General features: G+C 69.7%; 25 protein-coding genes. 12 read left to right on the top strand and 13 right to left on the bottom strand.

Annotated elements, in window-relative coordinates; translation table 11 throughout:
- Positions 1-21 precede the first annotated feature (21 nt).
- On the top strand, positions 22-1,035 hold the full coding sequence (locus TU34_RS01495; RefSeq protein ID WP_045821071.1) for a hypothetical protein: 1,014 nt from the start codon (positions 22-24) through the stop codon (positions 1,033-1,035).
- A gap of 13 nt (positions 1,036-1,048) precedes the next feature.
- On the opposite strand, the gene TU34_RS01490 is transcribed toward TU34_RS01495, so the two are convergent.
- Positions 1,049-1,837, bottom strand: coding sequence for a crotonase/enoyl-CoA hydratase family protein (locus tag TU34_RS01490; protein ID WP_045821070.1), 789 nt, complete (start codon positions 1,835-1,837; stop codon positions 1,049-1,051).
- A gap of 64 nt (positions 1,838-1,901) precedes the next feature.
- On the opposite strand from TU34_RS01490, the gene TU34_RS01485 reads away from it, so the two are divergent.
- The 4 genes from TU34_RS01485 to TU34_RS01470 all read left to right on the top strand — a co-directional run bounded on the left by TU34_RS01485 (position 1,902) and on the right by TU34_RS01470 (position 6,087).
- The gene (locus TU34_RS01485; RefSeq protein WP_045821069.1) at positions 1,902-2,945 is read left to right on the top strand and encodes a crotonase/enoyl-CoA hydratase family protein; all 1,044 of its coding nucleotides are present in this window, start codon (positions 1,902-1,904) and stop codon (positions 2,943-2,945) included.
- Between the two features lie 2 nt (positions 2,946-2,947).
- Positions 2,948-3,583 (top strand): TetR/AcrR family transcriptional regulator, encoded by a 636-nt coding sequence (locus TU34_RS23820; protein WP_052688595.1) that lies wholly within the window; start codon positions 2,948-2,950, stop codon positions 3,581-3,583.
- Positions 3,584-3,658: 75 nt separating this feature from the next.
- Positions 3,659-5,257 (top strand): FAD-dependent oxidoreductase, encoded by a 1,599-nt coding sequence (locus tag TU34_RS01475; RefSeq protein WP_045821067.1) that lies wholly within the window; start codon positions 3,659-3,661, stop codon positions 5,255-5,257.
- Positions 5,254-6,087 carry an SDR family NAD(P)-dependent oxidoreductase gene (locus TU34_RS01470; RefSeq protein ID WP_052688593.1) on the top strand — a complete coding sequence of 278 codons (834 nt, stop codon included), beginning with the start codon at positions 5,254-5,256 and terminating at the stop codon, positions 6,085-6,087. Before TU34_RS01475 ends, TU34_RS01470 begins: the two co-directional genes overlap by 4 nt.
- 64 nt (positions 6,088-6,151) lie before the next feature.
- Here TU34_RS01470 and ku read toward each other — a convergent pair whose 3' ends face one another.
- From ku to TU34_RS22150, 6 genes are read right to left on the bottom strand one after another with little or no spacing between them, the layout of a single operon-like run.
- Positions 6,152-7,090: a non-homologous end joining protein Ku gene (ku, locus tag TU34_RS01465; protein WP_052688615.1), complete on the bottom strand. Its 939-nt coding sequence runs from the start codon at positions 7,088-7,090 to the stop codon at positions 6,152-6,154.
- A 60-nt stretch (positions 7,091-7,150) separates the two neighbouring features.
- Complete coding sequence (locus TU34_RS01460; RefSeq protein WP_045821065.1) at positions 7,151-7,399, bottom strand: ferredoxin; 249 nt, start codon at positions 7,397-7,399, stop codon at positions 7,151-7,153.
- Complete coding sequence (locus TU34_RS01455) at positions 7,396-8,625, bottom strand: NADH-ubiquinone oxidoreductase-F iron-sulfur binding region domain-containing protein (protein ID WP_082079742.1); 1,230 nt, start codon at positions 8,623-8,625, stop codon at positions 7,396-7,398. The genes TU34_RS01460 and TU34_RS01455 overlap by 4 nt, the downstream gene beginning before the upstream one ends.
- The gene (locus TU34_RS01450) at positions 8,622-9,182 is read right to left on the bottom strand and encodes a ferric reductase-like transmembrane domain-containing protein (protein ID WP_045821064.1); all 561 of its coding nucleotides are present in this window, start codon (positions 9,180-9,182) and stop codon (positions 8,622-8,624) included. Before TU34_RS01450 ends, TU34_RS01455 begins: the two co-directional genes overlap by 4 nt.
- Complete coding sequence (locus tag TU34_RS01445) at positions 9,179-10,138, bottom strand: FAD:protein FMN transferase (protein ID WP_045821063.1); 960 nt, start codon at positions 10,136-10,138, stop codon at positions 9,179-9,181. The genes TU34_RS01450 and TU34_RS01445 overlap by 4 nt, the downstream gene beginning before the upstream one ends.
- Position 10,139: 1 nt before the next feature.
- Positions 10,140-10,439, bottom strand: a complete 300-nt coding sequence (locus TU34_RS22150) for a hypothetical protein (RefSeq protein WP_052688590.1) — start codon at positions 10,437-10,439, stop codon at positions 10,140-10,142.
- A 186-nt stretch (positions 10,440-10,625) separates the two neighbouring features.
- Here TU34_RS22150 and TU34_RS01435 point away from each other — a divergent pair, with 186 nt between their 5' ends.
- Positions 10,626-11,597, top strand: a complete 972-nt coding sequence (locus tag TU34_RS01435) for an NADP-dependent oxidoreductase (RefSeq protein WP_045821062.1) — start codon at positions 10,626-10,628, stop codon at positions 11,595-11,597.
- 83 nt (positions 11,598-11,680) lie between these two features.
- On the opposite strand, the gene TU34_RS01430 is transcribed toward TU34_RS01435, so the two are convergent.
- The gene (locus TU34_RS01430) at positions 11,681-12,244 is read right to left on the bottom strand and encodes a hypothetical protein (RefSeq protein WP_045821061.1); all 564 of its coding nucleotides are present in this window, start codon (positions 12,242-12,244) and stop codon (positions 11,681-11,683) included.
- Positions 12,245-12,557: 313 nt separating this feature from the next.
- On the opposite strand from TU34_RS01430, the gene TU34_RS01425 reads away from it, so the two are divergent.
- Positions 12,558-13,280, top strand: a complete 723-nt coding sequence (locus TU34_RS01425) for a VIT1/CCC1 transporter family protein (protein ID WP_150116331.1) — start codon at positions 12,558-12,560, stop codon at positions 13,278-13,280.
- 35 nt (positions 13,281-13,315) lie between these two features.
- A complete protein-coding gene (locus TU34_RS01420) occupies positions 13,316-13,798 on the top strand; it encodes an SRPBCC family protein (RefSeq protein WP_045821059.1) in 483 nt (160 codons plus the stop codon).
- A gap of 15 nt (positions 13,799-13,813) precedes the next feature.
- Here the strand turns inward: TU34_RS01420 and TU34_RS01415 are convergent, their stop codons facing one another.
- On the bottom strand, positions 13,814-14,053 hold the full coding sequence (locus tag TU34_RS01415) for a DUF6480 family protein (RefSeq protein ID WP_045821058.1): 240 nt from the start codon (positions 14,051-14,053) through the stop codon (positions 13,814-13,816).
- A 256-nt stretch (positions 14,054-14,309) separates the two neighbouring features.
- On the opposite strand from TU34_RS01415, the gene TU34_RS01410 reads away from it, so the two are divergent.
- A complete protein-coding gene (locus TU34_RS01410) occupies positions 14,310-16,769 on the top strand; it encodes a cytochrome P450/oxidoreductase (protein WP_045821136.1) in 2,460 nt (819 codons plus the stop codon).
- A gap of 25 nt (positions 16,770-16,794) precedes the next feature.
- Here the strand turns inward: TU34_RS01410 and TU34_RS01405 are convergent, their stop codons facing one another.
- The 4 genes from TU34_RS01405 to TU34_RS01390 all read right to left on the bottom strand — a co-directional run bounded on the left by TU34_RS01405 (position 16,795) and on the right by TU34_RS01390 (position 20,367).
- Positions 16,795-17,352: a TetR/AcrR family transcriptional regulator gene (locus TU34_RS01405; protein WP_045821057.1), complete on the bottom strand. Its 558-nt coding sequence runs from the start codon at positions 17,350-17,352 to the stop codon at positions 16,795-16,797.
- A gap of 88 nt (positions 17,353-17,440) precedes the next feature.
- Positions 17,441-17,710 carry a metal-sensitive transcriptional regulator gene (locus TU34_RS01400; RefSeq protein ID WP_045821135.1) on the bottom strand — a complete coding sequence of 90 codons (270 nt, stop codon included), beginning with the start codon at positions 17,708-17,710 and terminating at the stop codon, positions 17,441-17,443.
- A 50-nt stretch (positions 17,711-17,760) separates the two neighbouring features.
- Complete coding sequence (locus tag TU34_RS01395; protein ID WP_045821056.1) at positions 17,761-18,171, bottom strand: DUF302 domain-containing protein; 411 nt, start codon at positions 18,169-18,171, stop codon at positions 17,761-17,763.
- Between the two features lie 36 nt (positions 18,172-18,207).
- The gene (locus tag TU34_RS01390; RefSeq protein ID WP_045821055.1) at positions 18,208-20,367 is read right to left on the bottom strand and encodes an MMPL family transporter; all 2,160 of its coding nucleotides are present in this window, start codon (positions 20,365-20,367) and stop codon (positions 18,208-18,210) included.
- An 83-nt stretch (positions 20,368-20,450) separates the two neighbouring features.
- On the opposite strand from TU34_RS01390, the gene TU34_RS01385 reads away from it, so the two are divergent.
- Genes TU34_RS01385 through TU34_RS01375 form a run of 3 tightly spaced genes read left to right on the top strand, consistent with a single transcriptional unit; the run spans position 20,451 to position 24,377 of the window.
- Entirely contained in the window at positions 20,451-22,835 is a 2,385-nt protein-coding gene (locus TU34_RS01385) for an ATP-dependent DNA ligase (RefSeq protein WP_045821054.1), read from the top strand.
- An 11-nt stretch (positions 22,836-22,846) separates the two neighbouring features.
- Positions 22,847-23,590, top strand: a complete 744-nt coding sequence (locus TU34_RS01380) for a metallophosphoesterase (protein ID WP_045821134.1) — start codon at positions 22,847-22,849, stop codon at positions 23,588-23,590.
- A 1-nt stretch (position 23,591) separates the two neighbouring features.
- Positions 23,592-24,377: an MBL fold metallo-hydrolase gene (locus tag TU34_RS01375; RefSeq protein ID WP_045821053.1), complete on the top strand. Its 786-nt coding sequence runs from the start codon at positions 23,592-23,594 to the stop codon at positions 24,375-24,377.
- Positions 24,378-24,379: the final 2 nt, after the last annotated feature.

Genomic DNA, 24,379 nt, shown 5'->3' with positions numbered 1-24,379 from the left:
GCGACTACCTAGGCTGACGGCATGTCAGCCACGATCTCCCGCATGCCCCGATGGGTCCCGGTGTTCCTCGGTGTGGTGACGGTGTCGGTGATCGTCGGTGGTGCGGTGTTCGCCGCGGGCGCACCGTCGCGACCGATCGCGGCGCCACAGGCCGCCGACCCCCGACCGGAGAAAGTACAGTCCGCCCGCGACTCGCTGTCGGAGGCCAAGCTGCTGTTCGGCTTCCTGAACGCGGCCGTCGCGGGCGGGTCGGCGACGGTGACCACGCTGACCGACGGTGTCGGGCAGATCTTCGACGCGGTCGACACCGCCGGACGCGGATCGCAGCAGCTGGTGACGGCGCTCGAGCAGGCTCCGTCGTTGGCCGCGGCGGGTGGGCAGGTGTCGCAGCTGACGGCCCGGGCCGCCGACGCACTCGGAGAGGTGTCGCGGTTGTCCGACGCCGCCGCGCCGATCGACGACCTCGTCGACCGCATCGTCTCCGCGGTCGAGTCCAACGCCATACCGGGAGCGCGCAGCAGTCTGCCCGCACTGCGATCGCTGCAGAGGGCCACCGGTGATCTCACGTCACAGACCGACGCGATCGCCGGATTGCGTCGGGCGTTGGCGGGTCTGGGACCGGCGGCGCGGTCATCGGCGGGAACCGTCGACGCGGGCATCTCCTCCGCGCGGCAGTCGGCCGGTCAGCTCAGTGAGGGCTTCGCGACGCTGTCCTCCGCACGCCCCCGGGTGGTCGAGGCGGCGAACTCGTTCACCAAGACCTTCGGCCAGCTGACCACCGTCCTGAAGACCATCGACAGCCGCATCGGTGCCGCGCAGGCCGACCTGGGTCCGACCGCCGCGATCACCCCGCCGGAGTCGACGCGGCAGACGCAGGTGATCCTGGCCCGCGACAACGCCCCGTTGGTCGCGCGGTCGCTCCTGTGGGCCGGCGTCGCGGGACTGATCACGCTGCTGGTGCTGGGCGGCGTCCCGACCGTTCTCGGCTACCGGTCGCGCCGACGCGCGACGGTCGTCGACACCGCCGCCGACTGACCGCGCCGGTAGGTCACGGTGTGCCGGACTCGAAGGTGCCGTGGCGGCCCGCGCCGGACACGAAACGCCCTGCACCCTGCGCGGTGCCGTTCACCAGCGACGTCGCGCCATGGCGGGTCTCGTTGAGCAGCGCCTGGTCGAGGCTGAGGCCGTCCTGTTCGAGCACCGACATCCGGTCCTCACGCAGGCAGGTCTGCGGGAACGCGGCGAGGTCGTGCGCGAGGGCGATGGCGACCTCCAGCGCGGTTCCCGCGGGGGCGACGCGGTTGACGAGTCCGATCGCGTGCGCCTCGGTCGCGTCGACCGGGCGGCCGGTGAGGATGAGGTCCATCGCGCGGCTCTCGCCGATGAGGCGGGGCAGCCGGACGGTTCCGCCGTCGATCAGCGGCACCCCCCACCGACGGCAGAAGACCCCCAGGGTGGCGTTCTCGTCAGCCACGCGCAGATCGGCCCAGAGGGCGAGCTCGAGGCCACCGGCGACGGCGTATCCCTCGATGGCGGCGATCACCGGTTTGCCCAGACGCATCCGGGAGACCCCCATCGGGGCGTCGCCGTCGGGTGCGAACCGGTTGATGCGTTCGGGATCGCCCGCGGCGATGGCGCCGAGATCGGCACCGGCACAGAAGGTGCCGCCGAGTCCGTGGAGGATCGCGACCGCGGCGTCGTCGTCGGCGTCGAAGTCGCGACACGCCTGCGCGAGGGCCTCGGCGGTCGGACGATCGACCGCGTTGCGCACCTCGGGACGGTCGATCGCGATGACGGTCACGGGACCGTCGTGACGCACCTGCACCAGCTCGGCCATGGGTCGACACTAGACCCGCGCGGTACGGGCCCGGGCCGGTCAGGCCACCGATAGTGTTGCGGCGATGAGCGACGACTCGAACCTGACGACCCCGACCCAGGGCGGCGACCGGCCCGCCGGATGGCGTGACGACTGGACCTCGGGCCCACCGGTGTCGGCGGTGGGCGACCGCACCCCGCCGGACACGCTCGACTACCCGACGCTGACCTACGAGGTGACCGGACGCATCGCGCGGATCACCTTCAACCGGCCCGCGCACGGGAACGCGATCACCTCCGACACCCCGCGCGACATCGCGGCGGCCGTCGAACACGCCGATCTCGATCCCCGCGTCCACGTGATCCTGCTGTCGGGTCGTGGCAAGGGTTTCTGCGGCGGGTACGACCTCGGCATGTTCGCCGAGCGGTGGCAGGACCCGGGCGCCGACGAGTCGCGGAGGTCGGTGCACGAGGTGGGTGTCGACGGCACCGTGCTCGACCCGATGGTGCAGGCGACCAACCACAACCCGGCCGGTCAGTGGGACCCGATGGTCGATTTCGCGATGATGAGCCGCAACGGCCGAGGCTTCTCGAGCCTGCTGCACGCGAACAAACCCGTGGTGGCGAAGCTGCACGGGTTCTGCATCGCGGGCGGCACCGACATCGCCCTGCACTGCGACCAGATCATCACCGCCGACGACGTCCGCATCGGTTATCCGCCGGTGCGGGTGTGGGGCGTGCCGTCCACCGGTCTGTGGGCCCACCGGATCGGCGACCAGCGCGCCAAGCGGATGCTGTTCACCGGCGACAGCATCGACGGGAAGACCGCGCTCGACTGGGGTCTCGCCGTGGAATCGGCACCGGCCGATCGTCTCGACGAGGTGGTGGAGGACTACGTCGCCCGCATCGCCGCGATGCCGATCAACCAGTTGATGATGGTCAAGCTCGCCCTCAACAGCGCCCTGCTGTCGCAGGGGGTGGCCACCTCGGCGATGATCAGCACCGTCTTCGACGGCGTGTCGCGGCATACGCGCGAGGGCTATGCGTTCCAGACGCGTTCGGCGACATCGGGATTCAAGCAGGCAGTGCGGGAGCGAGACGAGCCGTTCGGCGATCACAAGAAGGGGTGAGGGTGACCATCGCTCGGGAGGGGGGCCGCAGCTACGGGGGCGAGAGCCCGGTGGCGCGGGACGAACGTCGGCGGCGACAACTGCTCGACGCGGGCCTGTCGATCTTCGGTTCGGTGGGTTTCCGCGCGGCGACCGTACGGGGTCTGTGCCGCGAGGCCCGCGTCGCCGATCGCTATTTCTACGAGCAGTTCCCGGGTCTCGAGGACCTGCTCCTCGCGGTGTACGCCGAATGCGTCGATCGGATGATGGCCGCCGTCGTCGACGAACTCGCCGCCCTGCCACCGGATGCCACGACCGTGGTCCGGGCCAGTCGCGGGCTCGACGCGTTCTTCGGCGTGACCGAGAACCCGTTGCTCGCGCGCGTGGTGTGGCTCGAGGTCCTCGGGGTGAGCCCTCGGGTCGACCGGCTCTATCTCGACACCCTCAACCGGTTCGGCGACCTGCTGCTGTCGCAGATGCGGGCGGATCAGCAGGCTCCCGTCGACGAGGCCGAGCGCCGCGTCCTCGCGACGGCGGCTGTCGGCGGCATCCGACAGACGGGCACCGCCTGGCTGATCGACGGGTACACGACCGACCGGCGGGTGCTGGTCGCGGCGTCGACGCGGTTCCTGGTGGCCATCGCGGAGTCGGATCACTGATCGACCATCTCACCGTGTCGGAGGCGCCCATGCGTTAATCTGATGACGCTTGTCATCGGATGAAGGGTGCGCGCCATGGCGGAGATCGACCACGACTGGGTCGTCATCGGGTCCGGCTTCGGCGGCAGCGTCGCCGCCCTGCGGCTGGCCGAGAAGGGCTACGACGTCACCGTGCTCGAGAAGGGCCGTCGCTTCGCCGACACCGATTTCGCCTCGAGCGCCTGGCAGGTCGGCAAACTGCTGTGGGCACCGTTCGCGGGGCTGCGCGGCATCATGGCCATGACCCCGTTCTCCCACGTCACCGTCATCAGCGGGGTAGGAGTCGGCGGCGGGTCGCTGGTCTACGGCAACACCCTCTACGTCCCGCACTCCGACGATTTCTACCGTCACCCCCAGTGGGCCGATCTCGCCGACTGGCGCAGCGAACTCGCACCCCACTTCGCGACCGCCCAGACGATGCTCGGCGTCACCACGTTCGTCGGCGAGGGACCCAGCGAGGACCTGATGCGCGACATCGCCGCCGACCTCGGCGCGAGCGACCGGATCCACACCACGGAGGTGGGGGTGTTCCTCGGCGAACCCGGGAAGCGGGTCCCCGACCCCTACTTCGACGGCGCCGGCCCCGACCGTGCGGGCTGTATCCGGTGCGGTCAGTGCATGCTGGGATGCCGCCACAACGCGAAGAACACCCTGGTGAAGAATTACCTCCACCTGGCCGAACGCCTCGGGACCCGGGTGGAGGCCGAGCGGACCGTCGTCGACATCCGTCCGATCGGCGCCGCCGACGGTTCCGACGGCTACGAGGTCACCACGGTCCGATCGGGCGGCATCCTGCGTCGCGACCGGCAGACGATCCGCACGCATGGCGTCGTCGTGGCCGGCGGCGCGCTGGGCACCAACCTGCTGCTGCGCACACTGCGCGACCGCGGCAGCCTGCCCCGACTGAGCGACCGGCTCGGCCACCTCGTCCGCACCAACAGCGAGGCCATCGTCGCGGTGACGTCGAACGACCCGGAGGCCGACCTGCGCAGCGACATCGCCATCACCACGAGCATCCATCCCGACGAACACACGCACTTCACCAACAACACCTACGGACTCGGCGGCGACGCCATGGGCCTCACGTTCGGTCCGCTCACCGGCGGTCGTCTTCGGGTGGGACAGTTCGTCCTCGCGATGCTCGCGCGCCCGCTGCGCTGGCTGAGCCCCACGCGACTGTCGGGGTGGTCGAGGCGGTCGGTGGTGTTCACCATCATGCAGAGCACCGACACCGCGCTCCGTCTGCGACGCCGGAACCGGTTCAGCCGCATCAACACCGCGGTCGGCGACGGCGACGCGCCCCTCGGCGACCTCCCGATCGCGCGGACGATCGCCGAGTCGGCGGTCCGCCACATCGGCGGGGGCGGTTACGGTTCCACCGCGGTGACCGAATCGCTGCTCGCCCGCCCGACCACCGCGCACATCCTCGGCGGCGCGGTCATCGCCGACTCACCCGCGCACGGTGTCGTGGATCGGTATCGCCGCGCCTTCGGCTACGAGAACCTGCTCATCACCGACGGTTCGACCGTCGCCGCGAACGCCGGGGTCAATCCCAGCCTCACCATCACCGCGATGGCCGAGGAGGCGATGTCGCATGTGCCGCAGAAGAACCCGACCACGGTGACCGCGCGATGAGCGGCGTGGGTCCCTGGGTCCGCGCGGGCCGCCATGCGGTGGTGACCGGCGGCTCGTCGGGGCTGGGACTGGAGATCAGTCGCCAGTTGGTCGGACGCGGTGTCGGGGTCACGCTGCTCGCCCGCGACGAGGCGAAGCTCGCCACGGCGGCACAAGCGTTGCGCGCACAGGTCGCCGACGCGGCGGTACGCACGCTGTCGGTCGACGTCTCCGACCCCGATGCGCTCGTGGATGCGTTCGCCGGACTCGCCGCCGACCATCCGATCGACGTGCTGATCAACTCGGCGGGCATCATGCGCGAGGGCTACTTCGAGACGCTGCCCGCCGCGGCCTTCACCGACGTCATGGACATCAACTTCTTCGGCACCGTGAACGCCATTCGTGCTGTGCTGCCGCATCTTCCGCATCCCGGTGGGCGGATCGTCAACATCGCCTCCCTCGCCGGACTCACCGGCGTCTTCGGCTACACCCCGTACTGCGCGGCCAAACACGCCCTCGTCGGTTTCACGAACGCACTGCGTTTCGAGATGGAACCGCAGGGCATCGGGGTGCACCTGATCTGCCCCGGCGAGTTCGACTCCCCGCTCGTGGAGGCACTCGATGCCACCCGCACCCCCGAGAACCGCGCCCACACGTTGACGATCCCGAAGGTACCGGTGGAGACGATCGCGCGGGAGACGTTGGCGGCGTTGGACTCCGGACGCGACCAGGTCATCCCGGGACGCGTGCCCGCACTGGTCTCCACCGGCCAGCGACTGCTCCCTGCCGCCGGCAAGCTGGTGGGCCGCCGCAAGGTGGCTCAGGTCTATCGGGGCCCGGGCCACCCATAGTCGGCAGAGTGTCCCGCCCCGCGGGAAACCGTGCCGACTCCGTGCGCGGAGAACGGCGCTGGGCTCAGGCCGACTTCTTCGCCGCGGCCTTCTTCGCGGGCGCCTTCTTGGCAGGTGCCTTCTTCGCGGCGGTCTTGCGGGGCGCGGCCTTCGCGGCCGGCGCCTTCTTCGCGGGGGTCTTCTCCTCGTCGGAACCCGAGTCGTCCGATGCCGATGTGTCCGGGCCGCCGCGGTTCTTCACCGATGCGCGTAGTGCGGCGAGCAGGTCGGCCACCTCGGAGTCGTCGTCGCCCGAGTCGTCGGTCTCGGCGGTCGGGAACGCCTCGGTCCCCTCGGCTTTCGCCTCGATCAGCTTGCTCAGCTCGAGCTGGTAGGTGTCCTCGTACTCCGACGGGTCGAAATCGCCTGCCATGGTGTCGATCAACGACTGCGCCATCTCGAGTTCCTGCGGCCGGATGGTCGGCTCGTCCTCGAGCGCGGGGAACTCGGCCTTGCGGACCTCGTCGGGCCACAGCAGGGTCTGGAGGGTCATCACGTTGTCGACCACACGCAGGGCCGCGAGCCGGGTCCGGTTGCGCAGCGTGAACGTCACGACGGCCACGCGGTCGCTGTCGGCGAGCGCCTGACGCAGCAGCACGTAGGCCTTCGGCGACTTCGACGCCGGTTCGAGGTAGTAGGGCTTGTCGTAGTAGATCGGGTCGATCTGCTCTCGTGGCACGAACCCGGTGATCGATATCTCGGGGCTCTTCTGCACCGGCAGCTCGGCGAGGTCGGACTTGGTGAGGATCACCGTCTCGCCGCTGTCGCTCTCGTACGCGTTGGCGATGTCGGAGAACTCGACCTCGGTGTCGGTGCCCTCGCGCACCTTGCGGTAGCGGATGCGGGTGCCGTCCTTCGCGTCGACCTGGTGCGAGGTGCGGTCGTGAGACTCCGTGGCGGAGTACACCTTGACCGGCACGTTGACCAGGCCAAAGCTCAGATCGCCTTTCCAGATCGAGCGCATGGGGATCATTGTGCCGACCTCGGGCGCCGTCCGCAGCCCCCTGGGCCGTGTCGATGCAGATCAGTGACCCGGCGGGGTTGCCTCGGCATCGGCTCGGGGCTCGGTCTCGACCAGCGTCAACGCCAGTCGCGGGCAGGCACGGACCGCCCGCCGTGCCCGGCCGGTGGCGTCGTGCGGCACCTCGGGTCGGCGTCGGCCGTCGCGGCTCACCGGGTATCCCCATTCGTCGCGGTCGAACACCTCGGGCACCAGTTCGGCGCACAGGCCGCGGCCGTCGCAGGCGGTCCAGTCGATGTGGAGCGCGGTCATCGGAGCTGTCCCGCCGCGACCTCGTCGGCGAACACCGCGAGCGCCGAGCGCACCATGTGGGCGGTGCCGTCGGGATGGCTGCACGCGCCGCGTCCGTCGATGGTGTCGGCGAGGGTGACCGCACGGTGTGCGGCCTGGGCTCCCGCACCGGCGGCCACGGCCGCCATCGCCTCGGCCAGCGCGGGCATCCCGAACCGGCACGGACCGCACTGCCCCGCACTCTCCCGCGCGAGGTGGCCGACGATCTCGGCGACGACGGGCAGACCGCGCTCGCCGCGCATCAGGTACGAGAACACGCCGGCACCGGGACTCGCCCCGACCTCCGACAGCGACCGTGCCGACAGGGCCAGCCTCGGGACCGCTCGTCCGTCGACCCACGTGCCGTGGAAGCCCCCGACGAGGACCGCGCGGAGATCGGTCGGGTCGACCGAGATGCGTCGGAGCATCACCGCCAGCGGGGTCCCGAGGTCGGTCTCGACGACGCCGTCGAGGCCGGCCCGGCCGGACAGGGTGACCAGTGCGGTCCCGGGTTCGGCGGCGGTGCCGCGGCCCCGGAACCACGCGGCGCCGTTGCGGGCGATGAGCGCGACGTGGGCGAGGGTCTCGACGTTCTGCACCAGCGTCGGTCGGCCGCCGACTCCGCGCACCGCGCTCGGGACCATCCGGTTGCGGGGGAGACCCGGCCCACCGGAGAGCAGGTCGACGATGGCGGTGGTCTCGCCGTCGACGAAGCGCCCCGCGGTCGCGGTCACCGTCACGGGGGTGCGATCCCATCCCGACGCGGCGCGCTCGGCGACGAGCGCGGCGAGCTCGTCGACGCGGTGCGCGGGCACGCAGAGGTGGGCGGCCTGTGCGCCCACGGCCTCGGCCACTGCGGCGAGACCGTCGAGCACCAGATGCGGCGACTGCCGGAGCAGGACGGCGTCCTTGCCGCTGAGCGGCTCACCCTCGGCGCCGTTGGCCACGACGATCGGTCGGTTGCGACGCCGCGCCGCCTGCGCGGTGGCCTCGATCTTGCGGGCGACCGGGAAGGCCGCGCCGCCACGACCCGTGAGCCCTGCCGCCGCGATCAGATCGATGAGGTCGCGACCGCGACGGGCCCTCGCCCCGTAGATCTCGTGATGCCGCCGCAGCGCGCCGCCGGCACCGGTCAGCAGTCGGTCGGCGGGATGGTCGGCCGCCGTGGCGCGGTGCCGCGACGGGCGGGGTTCGGTGATCGCGGTCATGCGGTCGCCACCTCTCGTGGTCGGGAGAATTCGGTGAAACGGGGGTGCAGTCGGATGCCGACGGCGATGAGCACGGCGACGACGCAGCACGCGGTGATGGCCCACATCCACGGGGCGCCGCTGTCACTGCCCGCACCGAGCCCGTGCGCGACCGCGATGGGCCACAGTCCGTAGGCGGCCCAGTGGATGGTTCGAAATGCTCTCTGCCCGATGCGATGTCGGAGGAGTGCGCTGAGTACCAGCACGACCACTAGGTCCAGGGTCAGCGTGCCCAGGCCCACCCAGAACCACTCGTAGCCGCCGCCGAACGGGACGACCACGTCGACGAGGTCGAGCTGTGCGTACGGGTCGACGACGAGCGTCGTGACGTGCACCGCGATGAGCAATGTCGCCGAGAGAGAGGCGAACTGGTGCAGTGACACCACACCGAAGCGCGGCAGTCCCGCGACCCCACGCCCCGATCGTGTCGCGATGCCGAGCACCATCGACACCGTCAGCATCATGAGAGCGGTGATGCCGGTGCCGCGGCCCAGCGCCCAGAGGGCCTCGTCGCTCACGCCGCCATCTCCGCATCCTGCGGCCAGCCGCCCAGCCCGACGACGGTCCCGTCGGCCGCGACCAGGCGGGCGGGCAGCCCGGTGGACTCGATCCAGTGTTGTCCCGCAGCGCCTTTCACGATGGCGCCGGTGGTCAGCGTGTTGGCGTCGACGCACCGGCGGGCGACCACGGTCACGGTGCGCCAATGCCGTGCGGCCGGCTCACCCGTACGGGGATCGATGATGTGGTGCACGCTGCGGCCCTTGTGGGTCCACTGTCGGCGCAGCGTGCTGGAGGTGGCCACCGCGCAGTCACCGACGAGTCCGATCTGTGCCGCGGGTTCGGGCCGGCCATCGACTGGGGCGTCCTGGACCAGGATCTGCCAGCCGCCGGAGGGGGCGTCCCCGCGAGCGCTGATGTCGCCTCCGAGGTTCACCATGGCGCCGCAACCGATCTCGTCGGCGATGACCTCGGCGGCGAGGTCCGCGGCCACCGCCTTGGCGGTCGCCCCGAGATCGAGGAGCACGCCCTCGGGGACGGTGAGAACGTCCGCGTGGCGACGGATCATCGTGTGATCGGCCTCGTGCACGGCGACGCTGGGTCCCGCGGTCAGGCCACTCGCGCGGTCGGCGACGACATCGGCGAAGTCGCGGTCGTATCCCAGTGCGACGAGTCGTCGACCGATGGTGGGGTCGACGGCGCCGCCGGAGGCACGGGCGGCGTCGAGCGCGGCGTCGACGAGGGTCGCCAGGACCGGGGTGATCCGCGTGGGGCGCCCACGCCGGATCGACCGTCCGTACAGCTCGGCGTCGGGACGGAAGCGACTGCAGGCGGCGTCGACATCGGCGAGAACGGAATCGACGACGGCGCGCGCCTCCACGAGACGATCGGGGTCGGTGACGACCAGCGAGGCCTCGAGTCCCCACACCTGCCAGGTCGTGGTCGTCTCGGGGGGAACCGAACGGGGGTGTGTCATGTCAGGACCCGCTCGTCTGGCCGTGGGTGTCGCCCGAGCCGGCGGTCACGGTGGGCGCGGTGCCATAGGACGAGGCGCCGGAGGAATCCGACCCGCTCGAGTCGGTTCCGGTCGAATCGGTGGTCCCGGTGGAGGTCGACCCCGTCGAGGTCGTGGTGGACGTCGTGGAGGTCGAGGTGTCGGTCGAACCGGTGTCGGCGTAGGCCAGGCCCGAGGTGATCCCGACGGCGGCGAGTGCGCTCGCCGCGAGAGCGCCGGCGGCCCATCGCGCTCGTCGGATCCCGCGTTGGGGTGTGTTCACGGCTGACTCCTTCGCATCTCGCGGCGACCGCTCGTCGGTCTTCTCGCCGGTGTGATGACCAGCATCGGAGCCGAACCTGGGAGGTCGCTGCGACCCGGCTGCGAAGGGGGTCGGAACAACGCGCGGGGTGGGGTCGTTGCCCCACACAGCAGTTTTGTCCACGAAATCTCAAGGAGCTCCACCGTCATGACCTCGCCGCAGTCCGCCCGACGCATCGTCCTCGCCGCCCGCCCCCACGGCGAGCCACAGGACTCCGACGTCCGATTCGAGGAGTTCTCCCTCCCGGAACCGCGTGAGGGCCAGGTGTTGCTGCAGACGCTCGACCTGTCTCTCGACCCCTACATGCGCGGTCGGATGAGCTCGGCGAAGTCGTACGCACCGCCGGTCGAGATCGACGCCCCGATGGTCGGCGCGACCGTCTCCCGGGTGCTGGCATCGCGCGACCCCGGATTCTCCGAGGGTGACGTCGTGCTCGGCTACGGCGGGTGGCAGACCCATTCGGTCGAGTCGACCGCGCACCTCCGCAAGCTCGACGCGGATTCGGCGGTCCCGCACACCACCGCCCTCGGCGTCCTCGGCATGCCCGGCTTCACCGCCTACTCGGGCCTGCTGACCATCGGCCGCCCGCAGCCCGGCGAGACCGTCGTCGTCGCCGCGGCCACCGGTCCCGTGGGTTCCGCGGTCGGTCAGATCGCGAAGATCAAGGGCGCCCGCGCCGTCGGTATCGCGGGTGGACCCGACAAGGTCGCGTACCTGCGCGACGAGTTGGGCTTCGACGCCGCGATCGACCATCGCGCCGATGATTTCGCCGAGCAGCTCGCGGCGGCGACCGGCGACGGCATCGACGTCTACTTCGAGAACGTGGGCGGCAAGGTGTTCGACGCCGTCCTCCCGCGCATGAACACCTACGGCCGGATCCCGGTGTGCGGGTTGGGCGTCATCCTCCGCAGCAGCCTCACCGTGCGCGGCTTCATCCAGACCGAGTTCGCCGCCGAGCAACAGGAGACGTTCCTGAGCGAGGCGTCGCAGTGGGTTGCCGACGGTTTACTGAAGTACCTCGAGCACGTGGTCGACGGCTTCGACAACACCCTCGACGCGTTCCGCGACATGCTGGCGGGTCGCAGCTTCGGCAAGACCGTGGTGCACGTCGCCGACTGAGGTCACCCGAAGGCGCGCGCCGGCGGTCTCGTACCGCGGACGACCGACATCGCCGTACTCCCGTGGGAGTACGGCGATGTGTCTCAGCGGCCGATACGTCGGGCCACGCCGTCGGCGAGCCCGGACACGATCTGCGCCGGTCGCTGTTGCTCGCCCTGCTGGGCACCGAGGACCACGATCGTCCCGGTCAGCACCGGCAACGCCCACTGCAGGTAGCGGAGCTGTTTCTGGGCTGCGGCGACGTCGGGCGGCGTCGTCGGTGCGGGCTCGGTGGCACCCCGTACGGGAGAGCCGTCGCCGGTCGCGGTCTTGGCGCCCAGCAGGCCGCTGTAGACCGTGGCCGCCACGGCCGCACCGGTGACGGCGAGCTTGGCGACTGTGTTCGCGCGCACACCGGTCTGGTGTGCGGCGCGGCCGCGGTTGTCGTAGAGCACGACGGCGCCGCCCACGGCGTGCGCGGCGATGGCGGCGGCGTTGACCGGCGACCAGCCGGCCCAGCCGACGGCGGCGACCCGAGCGCGATCCTGGGGATCGCGGACCGCGGCAGCGGCGCCGTTGACCCCGACCGCGCCCATCAGCGATCCGCCGAACCATGCGGCTGCACCGAGATCATGGAGTGCGCGAAAAGTGGTGATACGTCTGGACATATGGCCCTCCTGGGGCATCTCGCCGGTCGGCAGTCGCCAAGGACGGCCGCGCGGTGACGCACCGCAGCGCTGACAAGATGAGATCTGAGATCCATTGCTGCCGTGCGTGGATCCGCCACGGGACCCTCGGGACCGGTGGCAGGTGAATGTGCTGTGGTTCAGTCGACCCGACTGACTGCAGGAGCAACAACTCCACCGTAGACCGATGTGTCGCGCCGTGGTGGCACTGGTGATGTGCTGCATCTCATCCACGCAGGTCAGGACAGCCTCATCTGCCTGGACGGGCTGGTGCCGACCATGTTTCATGGTGGCCATGTCCGAGACCGAACCGATCCAGCACAGCGCCGAACCCCATGCATCGGGGACCGGCGGCAAACTCAACTGGTTGCGCGCCGGTGTGCTCGGCGCGAACGACGGAATCGTCTCCACCGCAGGCATCGTCATCGGTGTCGCCGCCGCGACCGCCGAGCGGGAGCCCATCTTCACCGCCGGTGTGGCGGGCCTGGCCGCGGGCGCGGTGTCGATGGCGCTCGGTGAGTACGTATCGGTGAGCACCCAGCGCGACACGGAGAAGGCACTGCTGGACAAGGAGCGGGACGAACTCGCCGAGCAGCCGGAGGAGGAACTCGAGGAGCTCGCCGCGATCTACGAGGCGAAGGGCCTCTCGACCGAGACCGCGTGGCAGGTCGCCACCGAGCTCACCGAGAACGACGCCTTCGCCGCGCACGTCGACGCCGAGCTGGGTATCGACCCCGATGATCTGACCAGCCCCTGGCAGGCCGCGATCTCCTCGGCCATCTCGTTCACCACCGGCGCGGTACTGCCGCTGCTCGCCATCCTCTTGACGCCTGCGCACCTGCGGATCCCGGTCACCTTCCTCGTGGTGGCCGCGGCCCTCGCACTGGCCGGGTTCATCAGCGCGACGATCGGCGACGCGCATCGCTCGCGCGCGGTCCTGCGGGTCACGGTCGGCGGCGTCATCGCCATGGTGGTGACCTACGCGATCGGACGGCTCGTGGGCGGCGTGGTCGTCTGAGCGAGCCCCGTGCGTCGTTCGTTAGGTTGGGTCACATGAGCTACGAGCACGCAGAATCGATCGACATCGACGCCACCCCCGACACCGTCTACGGCGTGGTGTCCGACGTGACGCGGACCGGGGAGTGGAGCCCCATCTGCACCGCCTGCTGGTGGGACAGCGGCGACGAGCCGGGTCCGGACGGTCCGCGGGTCGACGCCTGGTTCACCGGACGCAACGAGAAGCCGTCACGCACCTGGGAGACGCGATCGGTCGTGGTGGCCGCCGAGCCCGGTCGCGAATTCGCGTGGCTGGTCGGCGGGAAGTACGCGCGCTGGGGCTTCACCCTCGAGCCCGCGGGCCACGGGACCCGACTCACCGAGACCTGGCAGTTCCGCGACGACGGCATCGCCTTCTTCCACGAGAAGTACGGCGACGAGGCGCAGGCGCAGATCACCGATCGCGTCGACGCCGCTCACTCCGGCATCCCGGCGACCCTCGCGAGGATCAAGAGCATCATCGAGGCCGAGCAGGCCTGATCCCGGTTCGGGAGATCAGAAGTACTGGGTCGAATCCACGATCACGGCGATGAGGCCGGCGATCGCGACGATGATCACGATCGTCGTGATGACCCCGACCACGATGGTGGTGGGAGAGAAGCGTCGTGGCGTCGCCTGCCGTGCGTCGGAGGCCATCGAGGTCGACGCGTCTGCGGGCGGGGTGGCGCCGGGGTCGACACTCCCACCGGTCTCGAGATCGGAGTCGGGGAAACGAGCGGGTTCGGCGTCGGGCATGTGCAGCTCCTGGCGTGACAGGCGGTGGCGAGCACCGCGATGGTTGGTGTCACTCGCCCCGAGCTGGACGAACTCTCCCCATTGTCCTCGCTTCGCGCCTACCCTGCCGTGACGACCGCGTCACAACGCGGCCGCTTCGTAGCTCGCGCCGAGCACCACCGAGGGATGCGACAAAAGTGCCCATATTGTCATCGCTGGGGACGTATGGTTCATTAATGTCACTCCGACATGGAACCCAGTGAAGGCGGTTGTCGTCATGCGCGTACTCGACCAGGTGATCACCAAAGCCCAGGCAGTGGTGCCGATGCAGCGCCAGATCCAGGCGCTCCATCTCTTTCAGCACACGAAGAGCCGCTTGATCGGCGACGATCAACCGCGGTTCACCGAGTCCGCGATCCCCGACGTCGCCGACCTCGATCTCACCGACATCGATGTCAGCGACCCGTTCCTCTGGCGTCAGGGGCAGTGGGAGGCCTATTTCCGACGGCTGCGGGACGAAGCCCCGGTGCACTATCGCGGCGACAGCAAGTTCGGCCCGTTCTGGTCGGTGACCCGCTACGACGACATCGTCACCGTCGACAAGGACTTCGAGACCTTCTCCGCCGAACCGCAGATCATCCTCGGCACACCGCCGGAGGGGCTCGACATCGAGATGTTCATCGCCATGGACCCCCCGCGACACGATCAGCAGCGCGGCGCGGTCCAGGGAGTCGTCGCCCCGCAGAACCTCGAGGAGATGGAGAGCCTCATCCGGGAGCGGGTCGCAGAGGTCCTCGACGAACTCCCCGTGGACGAACCCTTCGACTGGGTCGATCGGGTCAGCATCGAACTGACCTCCCGGATGCTCGCAACGCTGCTCGACTTCCCCTACGAGGAACGGCGCAAGCTGGTCGAGTGGACCGATCTGGTGGCCGCCAGCGCGTCGGCCACCGGCGGCTCCACCGACACCGATGCGGCGTACCGGGCCGCGGCCGAGGCCGCCAAGAGCTTCAGCGACCTGTGGCACGACAAGGCCGCGCGTCGCAACGCCGGCGAGAAGCCCGGCTACGACCTGATCACGCTGATGCAGATGTCCGAGGACACCAAGGACCTCATCGAGCGCCCGATGGAGTTCCTGGGCAACATCGTCCTGCTCGTCATCGGCGGCAACGACACCACCCGCAACTCCATGACCGGTGGCCTACTGGCCCTCAACCAGTTCCCCGAGCAGTTCGACCGCCTGCGCGACGACCCGAGCCTGGTGTCGAAGGCGGTCCACGAGATGCTGCGCTGGCAGACGCCGCTCGCCTACATGCGCCGGATCGCCACGCGCGACACCGTCCTCAACGGCCAGTTCATCCGCAAGGGCGACAAGGTCGTGATGTGGTACGCCTCGGCCAACCGGGACGAGCGCACGTTCGCCGATCCCGACAGCTTCATCGTCGACCGACGCAACGCGCGCCACCACCTGGCGTTCGGTATCGGCACGCATCGCTGCATGGGCAGCCGACTGGCCGAGCTGCAACTGCGGATCCTGTGGGAGGAGCTGCTCGAGCGCTTCGACGACATCGAGGTCCTCGCCGAACCCGAACGGGTGCAGTCGAATTTCGTTCGCGGCTACAGCTCGATGATGGTCCAGCTCACCCCGAAGGGCGCCCAGCGGCGACAGCACGGCACCTACCGCGCGATGCACCAGGAACGGCGCCGGGGCGAGCAGGCACGAGCCGCGGAGACGTCGGCGCCGGCTCCGGCTCCGGCTCCGGCACGACCGCAGCGCAAGGGACGCGTCGAGCGGACGGTGCTCGACGTCCAGGTCTCCCGGCGACGGGATGCGGCCGACGGTGTCGTCGAGCTGACGCTCACCGCCCCGTCGGGAGAACCCTTGCCGCAGTGGGCTCCCGGTGCGCACGCCGAACTCCACCTCCGTCCCGACATGACCCGGCACTACTCGCTGTGTGGTGATCCCGCCGACCGGTCGTCGTGGACGGTCGCGGTCCTCCGCGAACCGGACGGCCGTGGTGGGTCGGCTTTCGTCCACGACGAGCTCACGGAGGGGACGACCCTCCGGGTGACGGGTCCCGACAACCACTTCGCGCTCGTCGAGTCGCCGCGGTACCTGTTCATCGCCGGCGGCATCGGTATCACCCCGATCCGCACCATGATCGCCGCCGCGGACGCCCACGGCGCGAAGTGGGAGATGGTCTACGTCGGCAAATCCCGGTCGACGATGGCGTTCCTCGACGAGCTCGAGGGTGACGACCGGGTGACGGTGTGGGCCAAGGACGAACGCGGCACGCGCTTCGACCTCGACACGCTTCTCGCCGACCCCCGGCCCGACACTCTCGTCTACTGCTGCGGTCCCGACGTCCTCCTCGACGCCGTCGAGGAGAGGTGCGCCGTCTGGCCGGCCGAGAGCCTGCACCTGGAACGGTTCGCCCCCAAGGCGATCGACGCCCCCGAGGGTGCGCTCGACTCGTTCGAGGTCGAATGCGTCGACTCCGGTGTGACGGTCACCGTGCCTGCGGGGACGTCGATGTTCGAGGCGGTCGCCGACGCCGGTGTCGACGTGATGGGGTCGTGCATGGAGGGCATCTGCGGCACCTGTCAGGCCGAGGTCCTCGACGGGACCCCGGACCACCGCGACTCCGTGCTGACACGCGCGGAGCGCGACCGCGGCGACTCGGTCATGCTGTGCGTGTCGCGGTCGCTGTCGTCGAAGCTGGTCCTCGACCTGTAGGCCGAAGGACCTGCCGACGAAGCGGTCAGTCGAATCCGCGGACCACCCGGTCGATGCGGCTGACCGCTTCGTCGACGTCCACCGTCGGTTGCAGGAGGTGGCTCATCGTCAGTCGCACAACGGAATCGACGAGCGCCTCGGACACCGTGTCCCCCAACAGCGATCGGAGTGCGCCGGTCGCCTGACCCAGTACTGCGTCGGGGTTCACGGTGAGCAGTGCGAGGAGGCCTGCGTCGTGGCCCGGCCGGAGGACGGCTGCGAGAGCGGCGTTCGACCGACCGTGCTCCAGGACATTCCGCACGGCCGCCGAGACGCCCTTCTCGAAGTCGTCGGGATGCGCCGCGAGACCGGCCGACACGCGCTCCAGGAAGCGATCGACCTCTCGGTGCACCACCGCGTTGCCGAGCTCTTCTCGGGTCCCCACCTCTTTGTAGAGGCTCTGCCGCGGGACCCCGGAGCGCTTCGCGACCGCGGTCATGCTCAGGCCGTCCCAGCCCTGATCGGTGATGATCTCCACCGATGCGTCGAGGACACGTTCGAGACGCAGGGCCCGCAGTTCGGAATAGAAATCTGCCCCGGTCATGGGTCGAGCCTAGGTCAGACCATGTCTCGCGGTGCGATGCGGACACCAGCGGAGACCGTCACAGCCCGATCGCGTCGGGCGTGATGATCTACGCCAGCGCGAGGAACAGTTTCTCGAGTTCGGCCTCGGTCATCGGTTCCCGCACTCCCTCGGCGTTGTCGGTCATGCACTCACGGAGTCCGGTGGCCACGATCTTGAAGCCGGCCCGATCGAGGGCCTTCGACACCGCGGCGAGCTGGGTCACCACGTCCTTGCAGTCACGCCCGGCCTCGATCATCGCGATCACCCCGCCGAGTTGGCCCTGTGCGCGCCGCAACCGGTTGAGCACCTGCGCGATTGCGTCGTCGTCGCCGATCATGAGTTTCTCCTCGCCGCGGATGGTGATCACCCAGCATAGCCCCGGGGGTATCAGGGGGCGGCGATCGTCGCGATCGCCCTGCGCAGCAGCTCACCCGCCTCCGCCGCGATGGGCGTCAGCGCCTGTTCCCCCGTCACCGATCCCATGAGGTCGGGGTTCATCGCCTCGACGATCAGGGTGCGACCGGTGTCGTCGGCGGTGTCGGCACGGATGACGACGTTGCACGGCAACAGCATTCCGATCTGTGGTCGGACACCGAGAGCGCGGTGGGCGATGTGCGGATTGCAGGCGCCGAGGATGGTGAACGTCTCCATGTCCTCGTCGAGTTTCTTCTTCATCGTCGCCTGCACGTCGATCTCGGTGAGGACACCGAAGCCCTGCTCGGCGAGGGCGTCGGTCACCTTCTGCTTCGCGGTGGCGAGGTCGGTGTCGGTGAGGGTGGTGCTCAGTCCCAGTTCCATGGGGTGTCTCCGTCGTTGGGTTCGAGAACGGTGAGGTCAGTTGTGGGCGAAGCTGATCGACGGCAGGACGCGCCGGAGCCACGCGGGTGACCACCAGCCGGCGTGGCCGGCGATCCGGAGCAGCACCGGCAGCAACATCAGCCGGATGAACACGGCGTCGAGCAGTACCGCCACGCCCAGGATGATGCCCATCTCCTTCGGCGGGAGCGGATCGGCGAGGGCGAAGCTGAAGAACACCGCCACCATCACCGCCGCCGCCGCGAAGATCACCCGACCCGAGTGGGCCATGCCGTCGATCTGCGCGGTGTGCGGGTCACCGGTCTTCTCGTAGTGTTCCTTGGCCGTGGCCAGCAGGAACACCGTGTAGTCCATCGCGATGGCGAAGATCATCGCGAAGAAGAACACCGGACCCCATCCGTCGAGGAATCCCTGCGGCGTGAACCCGAGCAGCGACGCCCCGTGACCGTCCTGGAAGACCAGCTTCGCGACACCGAACGCCGCGCCGGTCGACAGCAGGCTGACCGCGGTTCCCATCAGGGCGATGAGCGGCGCCTGCAATGCGACGAGCAACAGCAGGAAGCCCATGGTCAGGATGACGCCGACGATGACGGGCAGGTAGTCGTTCAGTGCGGTCTGCAGATCGAGGTTCTCCGCGGGTGCCCCGCCGACGAGAGCGTCGGCCGGGAGACGGTTGCGCAGTGTGTCCAGGATCGACCCCATCTGCGCGTTCGACGGGTCCACGGTCGGGATCGCCTGCATGAGCGCATATCCCGAACCGTCGCGCGCGGGCTGCGGCGGGGTGACCATCGCGATACCCGGGCTCGACGATGCGGTGGTCGCTGCGGCCTGCGCCTCGGCGGCCGGGGAGATGATCTGCAGCGCGCCAGGAGCACCCGGACCGAACTGCTGCTGCACCAGCGCGTACCCCTGCCGCACCGGGGCATCCTCCGGCACCACCGAGATCGAGGGCATCGCGACCTTCAGCCCGAACACCGGCAGAGCCAGCAGCACCAGGATCCCCAGGGAGACGACCGCGAACGGCCACGGGTGCTCGTGCAGCAGCGACCCCCAGCGGTGGAACACCGGCGACCGGTGCTCCTGCTTCTTCGCGTAGGGCAACGACACCGCGTTGACCCTCGGACCGAGGGCACCGAGCACGGTGGGCAGCAGGGTCAGGGTCGCGATAAGGACGAAGACCACCGCGAGCATGATCCCGACCGCCATCGTCCGCACCGACGGCGCCGGGACGAGCAGGACGGCCGAGAGGCTGACGAGGACGGTGAGGCCCGACAGGACCACGGCCTTGCCCGCGGTGTCCATGGTGTCGACGACGGCCTGACGCCGATCGCCGCGCTGCTTCAGCGCGTCACGGAACCGCGAGACGATGAACAGCGCGTAGTCGATGCCGAGCGCCAGGGCGAACATCATCGCGAAGTTCATGGCCCACACCGAGATCGGTGTCACCTGGTTGAGCAGCACCAGTCCACCCGCGGACGCGACGAGGCCCGCGACGGTCAGCAGCAACGGCAGACCGGCTGCGACCAGGGACCCGAACGCGAGCACCATGATCGCGAGTGTGACGGGCCACGAGAACAGCTCGGCTTTGATCATCGCGTCGTGGTTGGCCTTGTTGAAGTCCGCCCACAGTGCCGACGCACCAGTGGGATAGACCTCGATACCGTTGCGGGACAGGTCCGTCAGCTGTGACTTGTGGTCGTCGACGGCCTTCACCATCTCGTCGGTCGACGCGTTCGCGCCGGCGATGAGGATCCCGGTGTGACCGTCGCGGCTGATCGTCATCCCCGGTTGGGGCGCGACGATCTCCCCGAAGCGCGGGTCCGATCCGAGCTCGCGACCGATCTGGGTGAACACCGCCTGCATCGACGGGTCGGTCACGGCCGCGGAGTCCGAGTGGACGACGACCTGGACCGCCGAGGAGGCGTTCCCGCCGAAGTGCTCCTGCGCGAGCTCGCGCACCGCCACCGATTCCGAGCCGTTCGCCTGCCACCCGGCGCCGGCGAGTGACGAGAACACCGAGGGAGCGAAGGCGCCGAGGACGACGATCGCGGCGAGCCACAGCCCGAAGACCAGCCGGCGGTGATCGGTACCCCAGCCACCGACTCGCCCGAGCAGTCCGGGACGCGGCGTGGTGTCGGGCCGACGGAGGTCGGGAGACGAGCGGGTTGCGGGGCGCATGGGATGTCCTCTCGGTGGTTGATACCCCCATGGGTATACACACCCCCCGGGGTATCTGTCCAGCTGTCGGTAGGATCTGGACCATGGCCGATTCACTGGACGTCGACGGACGATCGGTGGGCGTCACGCACCTCGACAAGGTCCTGTATCCGGCGACCGGGACCCGGAAAGCCGAGGTGATCGACTACTACAACCGGGTGGCGTCGGTGATGCTCCCGCATCTGTGGCGGCGTCCGATCACGCGTAAGCGCTGGCCCGACGGTGTCGAGTCGGCGCCCTTCTTCGAGAAGAACCTGCCCTCGAGCGCCCCGGGCTGGCTGGAGCGCCGGGTCATCGAACACAGCGACCGCGACGCGGTCTACCCCATCGCCACCTCGCGCGCCGACCTCGTGTGGTTCGGGCAGCAGGCGGCCCTCGAACTGCATGTGCCGCAGTGGACGTTCCCGCCCGATTCCGACGCCCCCGTCGCCAAACCCGACCGCCGCGCCAACCGCCTCGTGCTCGATCTCGACCCCGGCCCGGGTGTCAGCCTCGCCCACTGCGCCGAGATCGCCCTGCTGGTCCGTGAACTCCTGGCCGGGGCAGGCCTCGATTCCTACCCGGTGACCAGCGGCAGCAAGGGGATCCACGTGTACGCCCCGTTGCCGGCCGCGGTGTCGAGCGACGGCGCCCGGGCGGTGGCGAAGCAGATCGCGACCTCACTCGCCGCCGAGCGCCCCGACGACGTGACAGCGTTGATGGCCAAGGCGGTGCGCGCGGGGAAGGTGTTCATCGACTGGAGCCAGAACTCCAGCGCGAAGACCACTCTCGCGCCCTACTCCCTGCGCGGTCGTGAGCAACCGTGGGCCGCGGCACCGCGGTTCTGGGACGAATTGTCCGATCCCGACATCGCGCAACTCGACTTCACCGAGGTCCTCGCGCGCGTCGCCGACCACGGCGACATCCTCGCCGGTCTCGACGACGCGATCACGGCACCGGCCGCGGTCGCACCCGAAGCCGCGGTCGCCGCCGATACGCCGGCGGTGGTCAGTCTCAGCGAATACCGGCGCAAGCGCGACGAATCGAAGACCCCCGAGCCGTTCGGCGACGAGACACACCGGGCGACAACGCGATCCGACGACACCGACGTCGAGGACGACGCCGGCCCTGGTCTGCCGATCTTCGTGATCCAGGAACACCACGCGCGCCGACTGCACTACGACTTCCGGCTCGAGCGGGACGGCGTGCTGGTGTCGTGGGCGGTACCCAAGAACCTGCCCACCGACAGCGACCAGAACCGTCTCGCGGTCCACACCGAGGACCACCCCATGGACTACGCCGATTTCGCCGGCGACATCCCGGCCGGGGAGTACGGCGGCGGACACGTGGAGATCTGGGACCGGGGCACCTACGAGACCGAGAAGTGGCGTGACGACGAGGTGATCGTGCGACTGCACGGTGACCGCATCCAGGGCCGCTACGCACTGATCAAGACGGGCGAGAAGAATTGGCTCGCGCACCTCATGTCCGACGAGCCGCGACCGATCGTCCCCGACAGCCTGCGCGATCCCCGCCCGATGCTCGCCACCGACGACCCCGTCGAGAAGCTCTCCGCCGACACCTGGGCCTTCGAGGGAAAGTGGGACGGCTACCGGATCATCGCCCGCTACATCGGGGGCGAACTGCGGCTCACCAGCCGCGCCGGCATCGACATGACCGCCGACTTCCCCCAGTTGAGCTCCCTCGCCGACGATCTCGGGTTGATCGACACCGTGCTCGACGGCGAGGTGGTGGCCGTCGACGCCACCGGCAAGACCAACTTCACGCTGCTCGCCAGCCGCGACTCCACGTCCGAGCCCTTCACCCTCAAGCTCATGCTGTTCGATATCCTGTACCTCAACGGTTCGTCGCTGCTGCGGATGACATGGGAGCAACGCCGTTCGCTGCTCGACGAGATCGCACCGGTCTTCGCCCGCGACCCGGCGATCGAGGTACCGCCGCTGCTGAGCGGCTCGGGCGCCGAGGCGATGGACCACAGCCGCGACAAGGGCTGGGAGGGCGTGATCGCCAAGCGCCGCGACTCGGTCTACCAGCAGGGGCGCCGGTCGCGGACGTGGCTCAAGCAGAAGAACTGGCGCGACATCGAGGTCGTCGTCGGTGGCTGGCGTCCCGGCAAGGGCAACCGCTCGAACACGATCGGTTCGCTGCTCGTCGGACTGCCCGAACACACCGGCCTGCGCTACATCGGCCGTGTCGGCACCGGGTTCACCGACAAGCAGCTCACCGCCCTCGCCGAGGAACTCGCGCCGCTGCGTCGGAAGACCTCCCCCTTCGTGGAACGACTCGACCGGCCCGTCGAACACGACGCGGTGTGGGTACTGCCGAAGGTGGTGGCCGAGGTGCGCTTCATGGACTGGACCAGCACCGGCCACCTGAGGCATCCGAGCTGGCGGGGCATCCGCAGGGACAAGCTTCCCGGCGATCTGTGATCATGAATCGCATGCTGACCGTCGCCCACATCAGCGACCTCCACTTCAGCGGGGAGGCCGACCACCGCGCGCGAGTGGAGGCGGTGCTCGGCCACATCTCCGCACGCGCCGACGGCATCGACGCCCTCGTGGTGACCGGTGACATCACCGACGACGGTTCGCCGGCCCAGTACGAGGAGGCCGCGGCGGTGCTGCGCGGTGTGCCGCTGCCGACCACGCTGCTGATCCCCGGCAACCATGACCGCCGCGACGAGTTCGGCTTTGGCCTGTTCGGACGCCACACGCACGACATGCCGCTCAACCGCTCGGCGATGATCGCCGGCGCGCTGTTCCTCATGTGCGACAGCACCATCCCCGGGCGCAACGACGGATACCTGTCCGACGACACCCTCGCCTGGATGGATCGCGAGATCACCGCCGTGGGCCAGGGCGTCCCGGTCATCGTGTGTTTCCACCATCCCCCGGTGGTGCTGGGTATGCCGTTCATGGACTCCATCCGACAGACCGGCGAGGACCGCCTGGTGCGGCTCGTCGAGAAGCACCCCGGCATCGTCGGCTTCCTCTGCGGCCACGCGCACACCGGTGCCGTCACCAGCTTCGCCGGTCGGCCGGTGTGCCTCGCCCCGGGCGTCTCGTCGACCCTGAACCTCTCGTTCGAGGGGACCGACATCGTCGACGCCTCCCAGCCACCGGGTCTCGCCTTCCACCAGCTCGACGGCTGGCGCCTCATCACCCACTTCCGCGCGGTGGTCTGACATGCGTGTCCGTCACCTCAACTGCGGGACGATGCCCGTCCCCGGCGACTCACTGGTGTGTCACGTGCTGCTGCTCGAGACCGACAACGGCCTCGTCCTCGTCGACTCCGGCTACGGTCTCGCCGACTGTGCCTCGCCCGCACGACGTCTGGGGCCGATGCGCCACGTCATCCGTCCGGTGCTCGACCCCGAGGAGACCGCGGCCCGCCAGATCGAGAACCTCGGCTACTCCACCGACGACGTCCGCCACATCGTCGTGACGCACTTCGACCTCGACCACGTCGGCGGCATCGCCGACTTCCCCGGCGCCACCGTCCACGCCACCTCCGCTGAGGTCACCGCCGCCCAACGCCCGCGCACCACGCTCGAGCACGGCCGCTACCGCCGACGCCAGTGGGCCCACGGACCCTCGCTGGTCACCCACGAACCCGTCGGCGAGTCCTGGCGGGGATTCGCCGCGGCGCGTGAACTCACTGCCATCGACCCCGGGGTGGTCCTGATCTCGCTGCCCGGCCACACCCGTGGGCACGCCGCGATCGCCGTCGACGCCGGCAACCGCTGGGTTCTGCACTGCGGCGACGCCTTTCATCATCGGGGCGCCATCGAGGACGAGACTTCGACGCCGTGGACGATGCGGGTGACCGAGACCGCGCTCGCGATGGACCGCAAGCAGTTGCGGCGCAACCAGGAACGCATCGCCGAGCTGCGCCGCCGCGCGGATCCCGATCTGGTGATCGTCAACGCCCACGACCGCACGCTGTTCGACCGCGCGGTCGCCTCCGCCTGAGC

It is taken from the genome of Williamsia herbipolensis, from assembly GCF_000964005.1.
Classification (GTDB): domain Bacteria; phylum Actinomycetota; class Actinomycetes; order Mycobacteriales; family Mycobacteriaceae; genus Williamsia_A; species Williamsia_A herbipolensis.
The sequence above is the reverse complement of the archived record's forward strand: the minus strand, read 5'-3'. Positions and strand labels throughout refer to the sequence as shown.

Excerpts from the sequence above, each read along its gene's own strand:
- TU34_RS01390 (WP_045821055.1), bottom strand. The coding sequence starts at position 20,367 with ATGCGCCCCGCAACCCGCTCGTCTCCCGACCTCCGTCGGCCCGACACC.
- TU34_RS01385 (WP_045821054.1), top strand. The coding sequence starts at position 20,451 with ATGGCCGATTCACTGGACGTCGACGGACGATCGGTGGGCGTCACGCAC.
- TU34_RS01490 (WP_045821070.1), bottom strand. The coding sequence starts at position 1,837 with ATGGCCGAGCTGGTGCAGGTGCGTCACGACGGTCCCGTGACCGTCATC.
- TU34_RS01425 (WP_150116331.1), top strand. The coding sequence starts at position 12,558 with ATGTCCGAGACCGAACCGATCCAGCACAGCGCCGAACCCCATGCATCG.
- TU34_RS01380 (WP_045821134.1), top strand. The coding sequence starts at position 22,847 with ATGCTGACCGTCGCCCACATCAGCGACCTCCACTTCAGCGGGGAGGCC.
- TU34_RS01410 (WP_045821136.1), top strand. The coding sequence starts at position 14,310 with ATGCGCGTACTCGACCAGGTGATCACCAAAGCCCAGGCAGTGGTGCCG.
- TU34_RS01415 (WP_045821058.1), bottom strand. The coding sequence starts at position 14,053 with ATGCCCGACGCCGAACCCGCTCGTTTCCCCGACTCCGATCTCGAGACC.
- TU34_RS01375 (WP_045821053.1), top strand. The coding sequence starts at position 23,592 with ATGCGTGTCCGTCACCTCAACTGCGGGACGATGCCCGTCCCCGGCGAC.
- TU34_RS01460 (WP_045821065.1), bottom strand. The coding sequence starts at position 7,399 with ATGACCGCGCTCCACATCGACTGGACCGCCTGCGACGGCCGCGGCCTG.
- TU34_RS01435 (WP_045821062.1), top strand. The coding sequence starts at position 10,626 with ATGACCTCGCCGCAGTCCGCCCGACGCATCGTCCTCGCCGCCCGCCCC.
- TU34_RS01485 (WP_045821069.1), top strand. The coding sequence starts at position 1,902 with ATGAGCGACGACTCGAACCTGACGACCCCGACCCAGGGCGGCGACCGG.
- TU34_RS01475 (WP_045821067.1), top strand. The coding sequence starts at position 3,659 with ATGGCGGAGATCGACCACGACTGGGTCGTCATCGGGTCCGGCTTCGGC.
- ku (WP_052688615.1), bottom strand. The coding sequence starts at position 7,090 with ATGCGCTCGATCTGGAAAGGCGATCTGAGCTTTGGCCTGGTCAACGTG.
- TU34_RS01445 (WP_045821063.1), bottom strand. The coding sequence starts at position 10,138 with ATGACACACCCCCGTTCGGTTCCCCCCGAGACGACCACGACCTGGCAG.
- TU34_RS01395 (WP_045821056.1), bottom strand. The coding sequence starts at position 18,171 with ATGGAACTGGGACTGAGCACCACCCTCACCGACACCGACCTCGCCACC.
- TU34_RS01430 (WP_045821061.1), bottom strand. The coding sequence starts at position 12,244 with ATGTCCAGACGTATCACCACTTTTCGCGCACTCCATGATCTCGGTGCA.
- TU34_RS01495 (WP_045821071.1), top strand. The coding sequence starts at position 22 with ATGTCAGCCACGATCTCCCGCATGCCCCGATGGGTCCCGGTGTTCCTC.
- TU34_RS01470 (WP_052688593.1), top strand. The coding sequence starts at position 5,254 with ATGAGCGGCGTGGGTCCCTGGGTCCGCGCGGGCCGCCATGCGGTGGTG.
- TU34_RS01455 (WP_082079742.1), bottom strand. The coding sequence starts at position 8,625 with ATGACCGCGATCACCGAACCCCGCCCGTCGCGGCACCGCGCCACGGCG.
- TU34_RS01405 (WP_045821057.1), bottom strand. The coding sequence starts at position 17,352 with ATGACCGGGGCAGATTTCTATTCCGAACTGCGGGCCCTGCGTCTCGAA.
- TU34_RS01420 (WP_045821059.1), top strand. The coding sequence starts at position 13,316 with ATGAGCTACGAGCACGCAGAATCGATCGACATCGACGCCACCCCCGAC.
- TU34_RS01400 (WP_045821135.1), bottom strand. The coding sequence starts at position 17,710 with ATGATCGGCGACGACGACGCAATCGCGCAGGTGCTCAACCGGTTGCGG.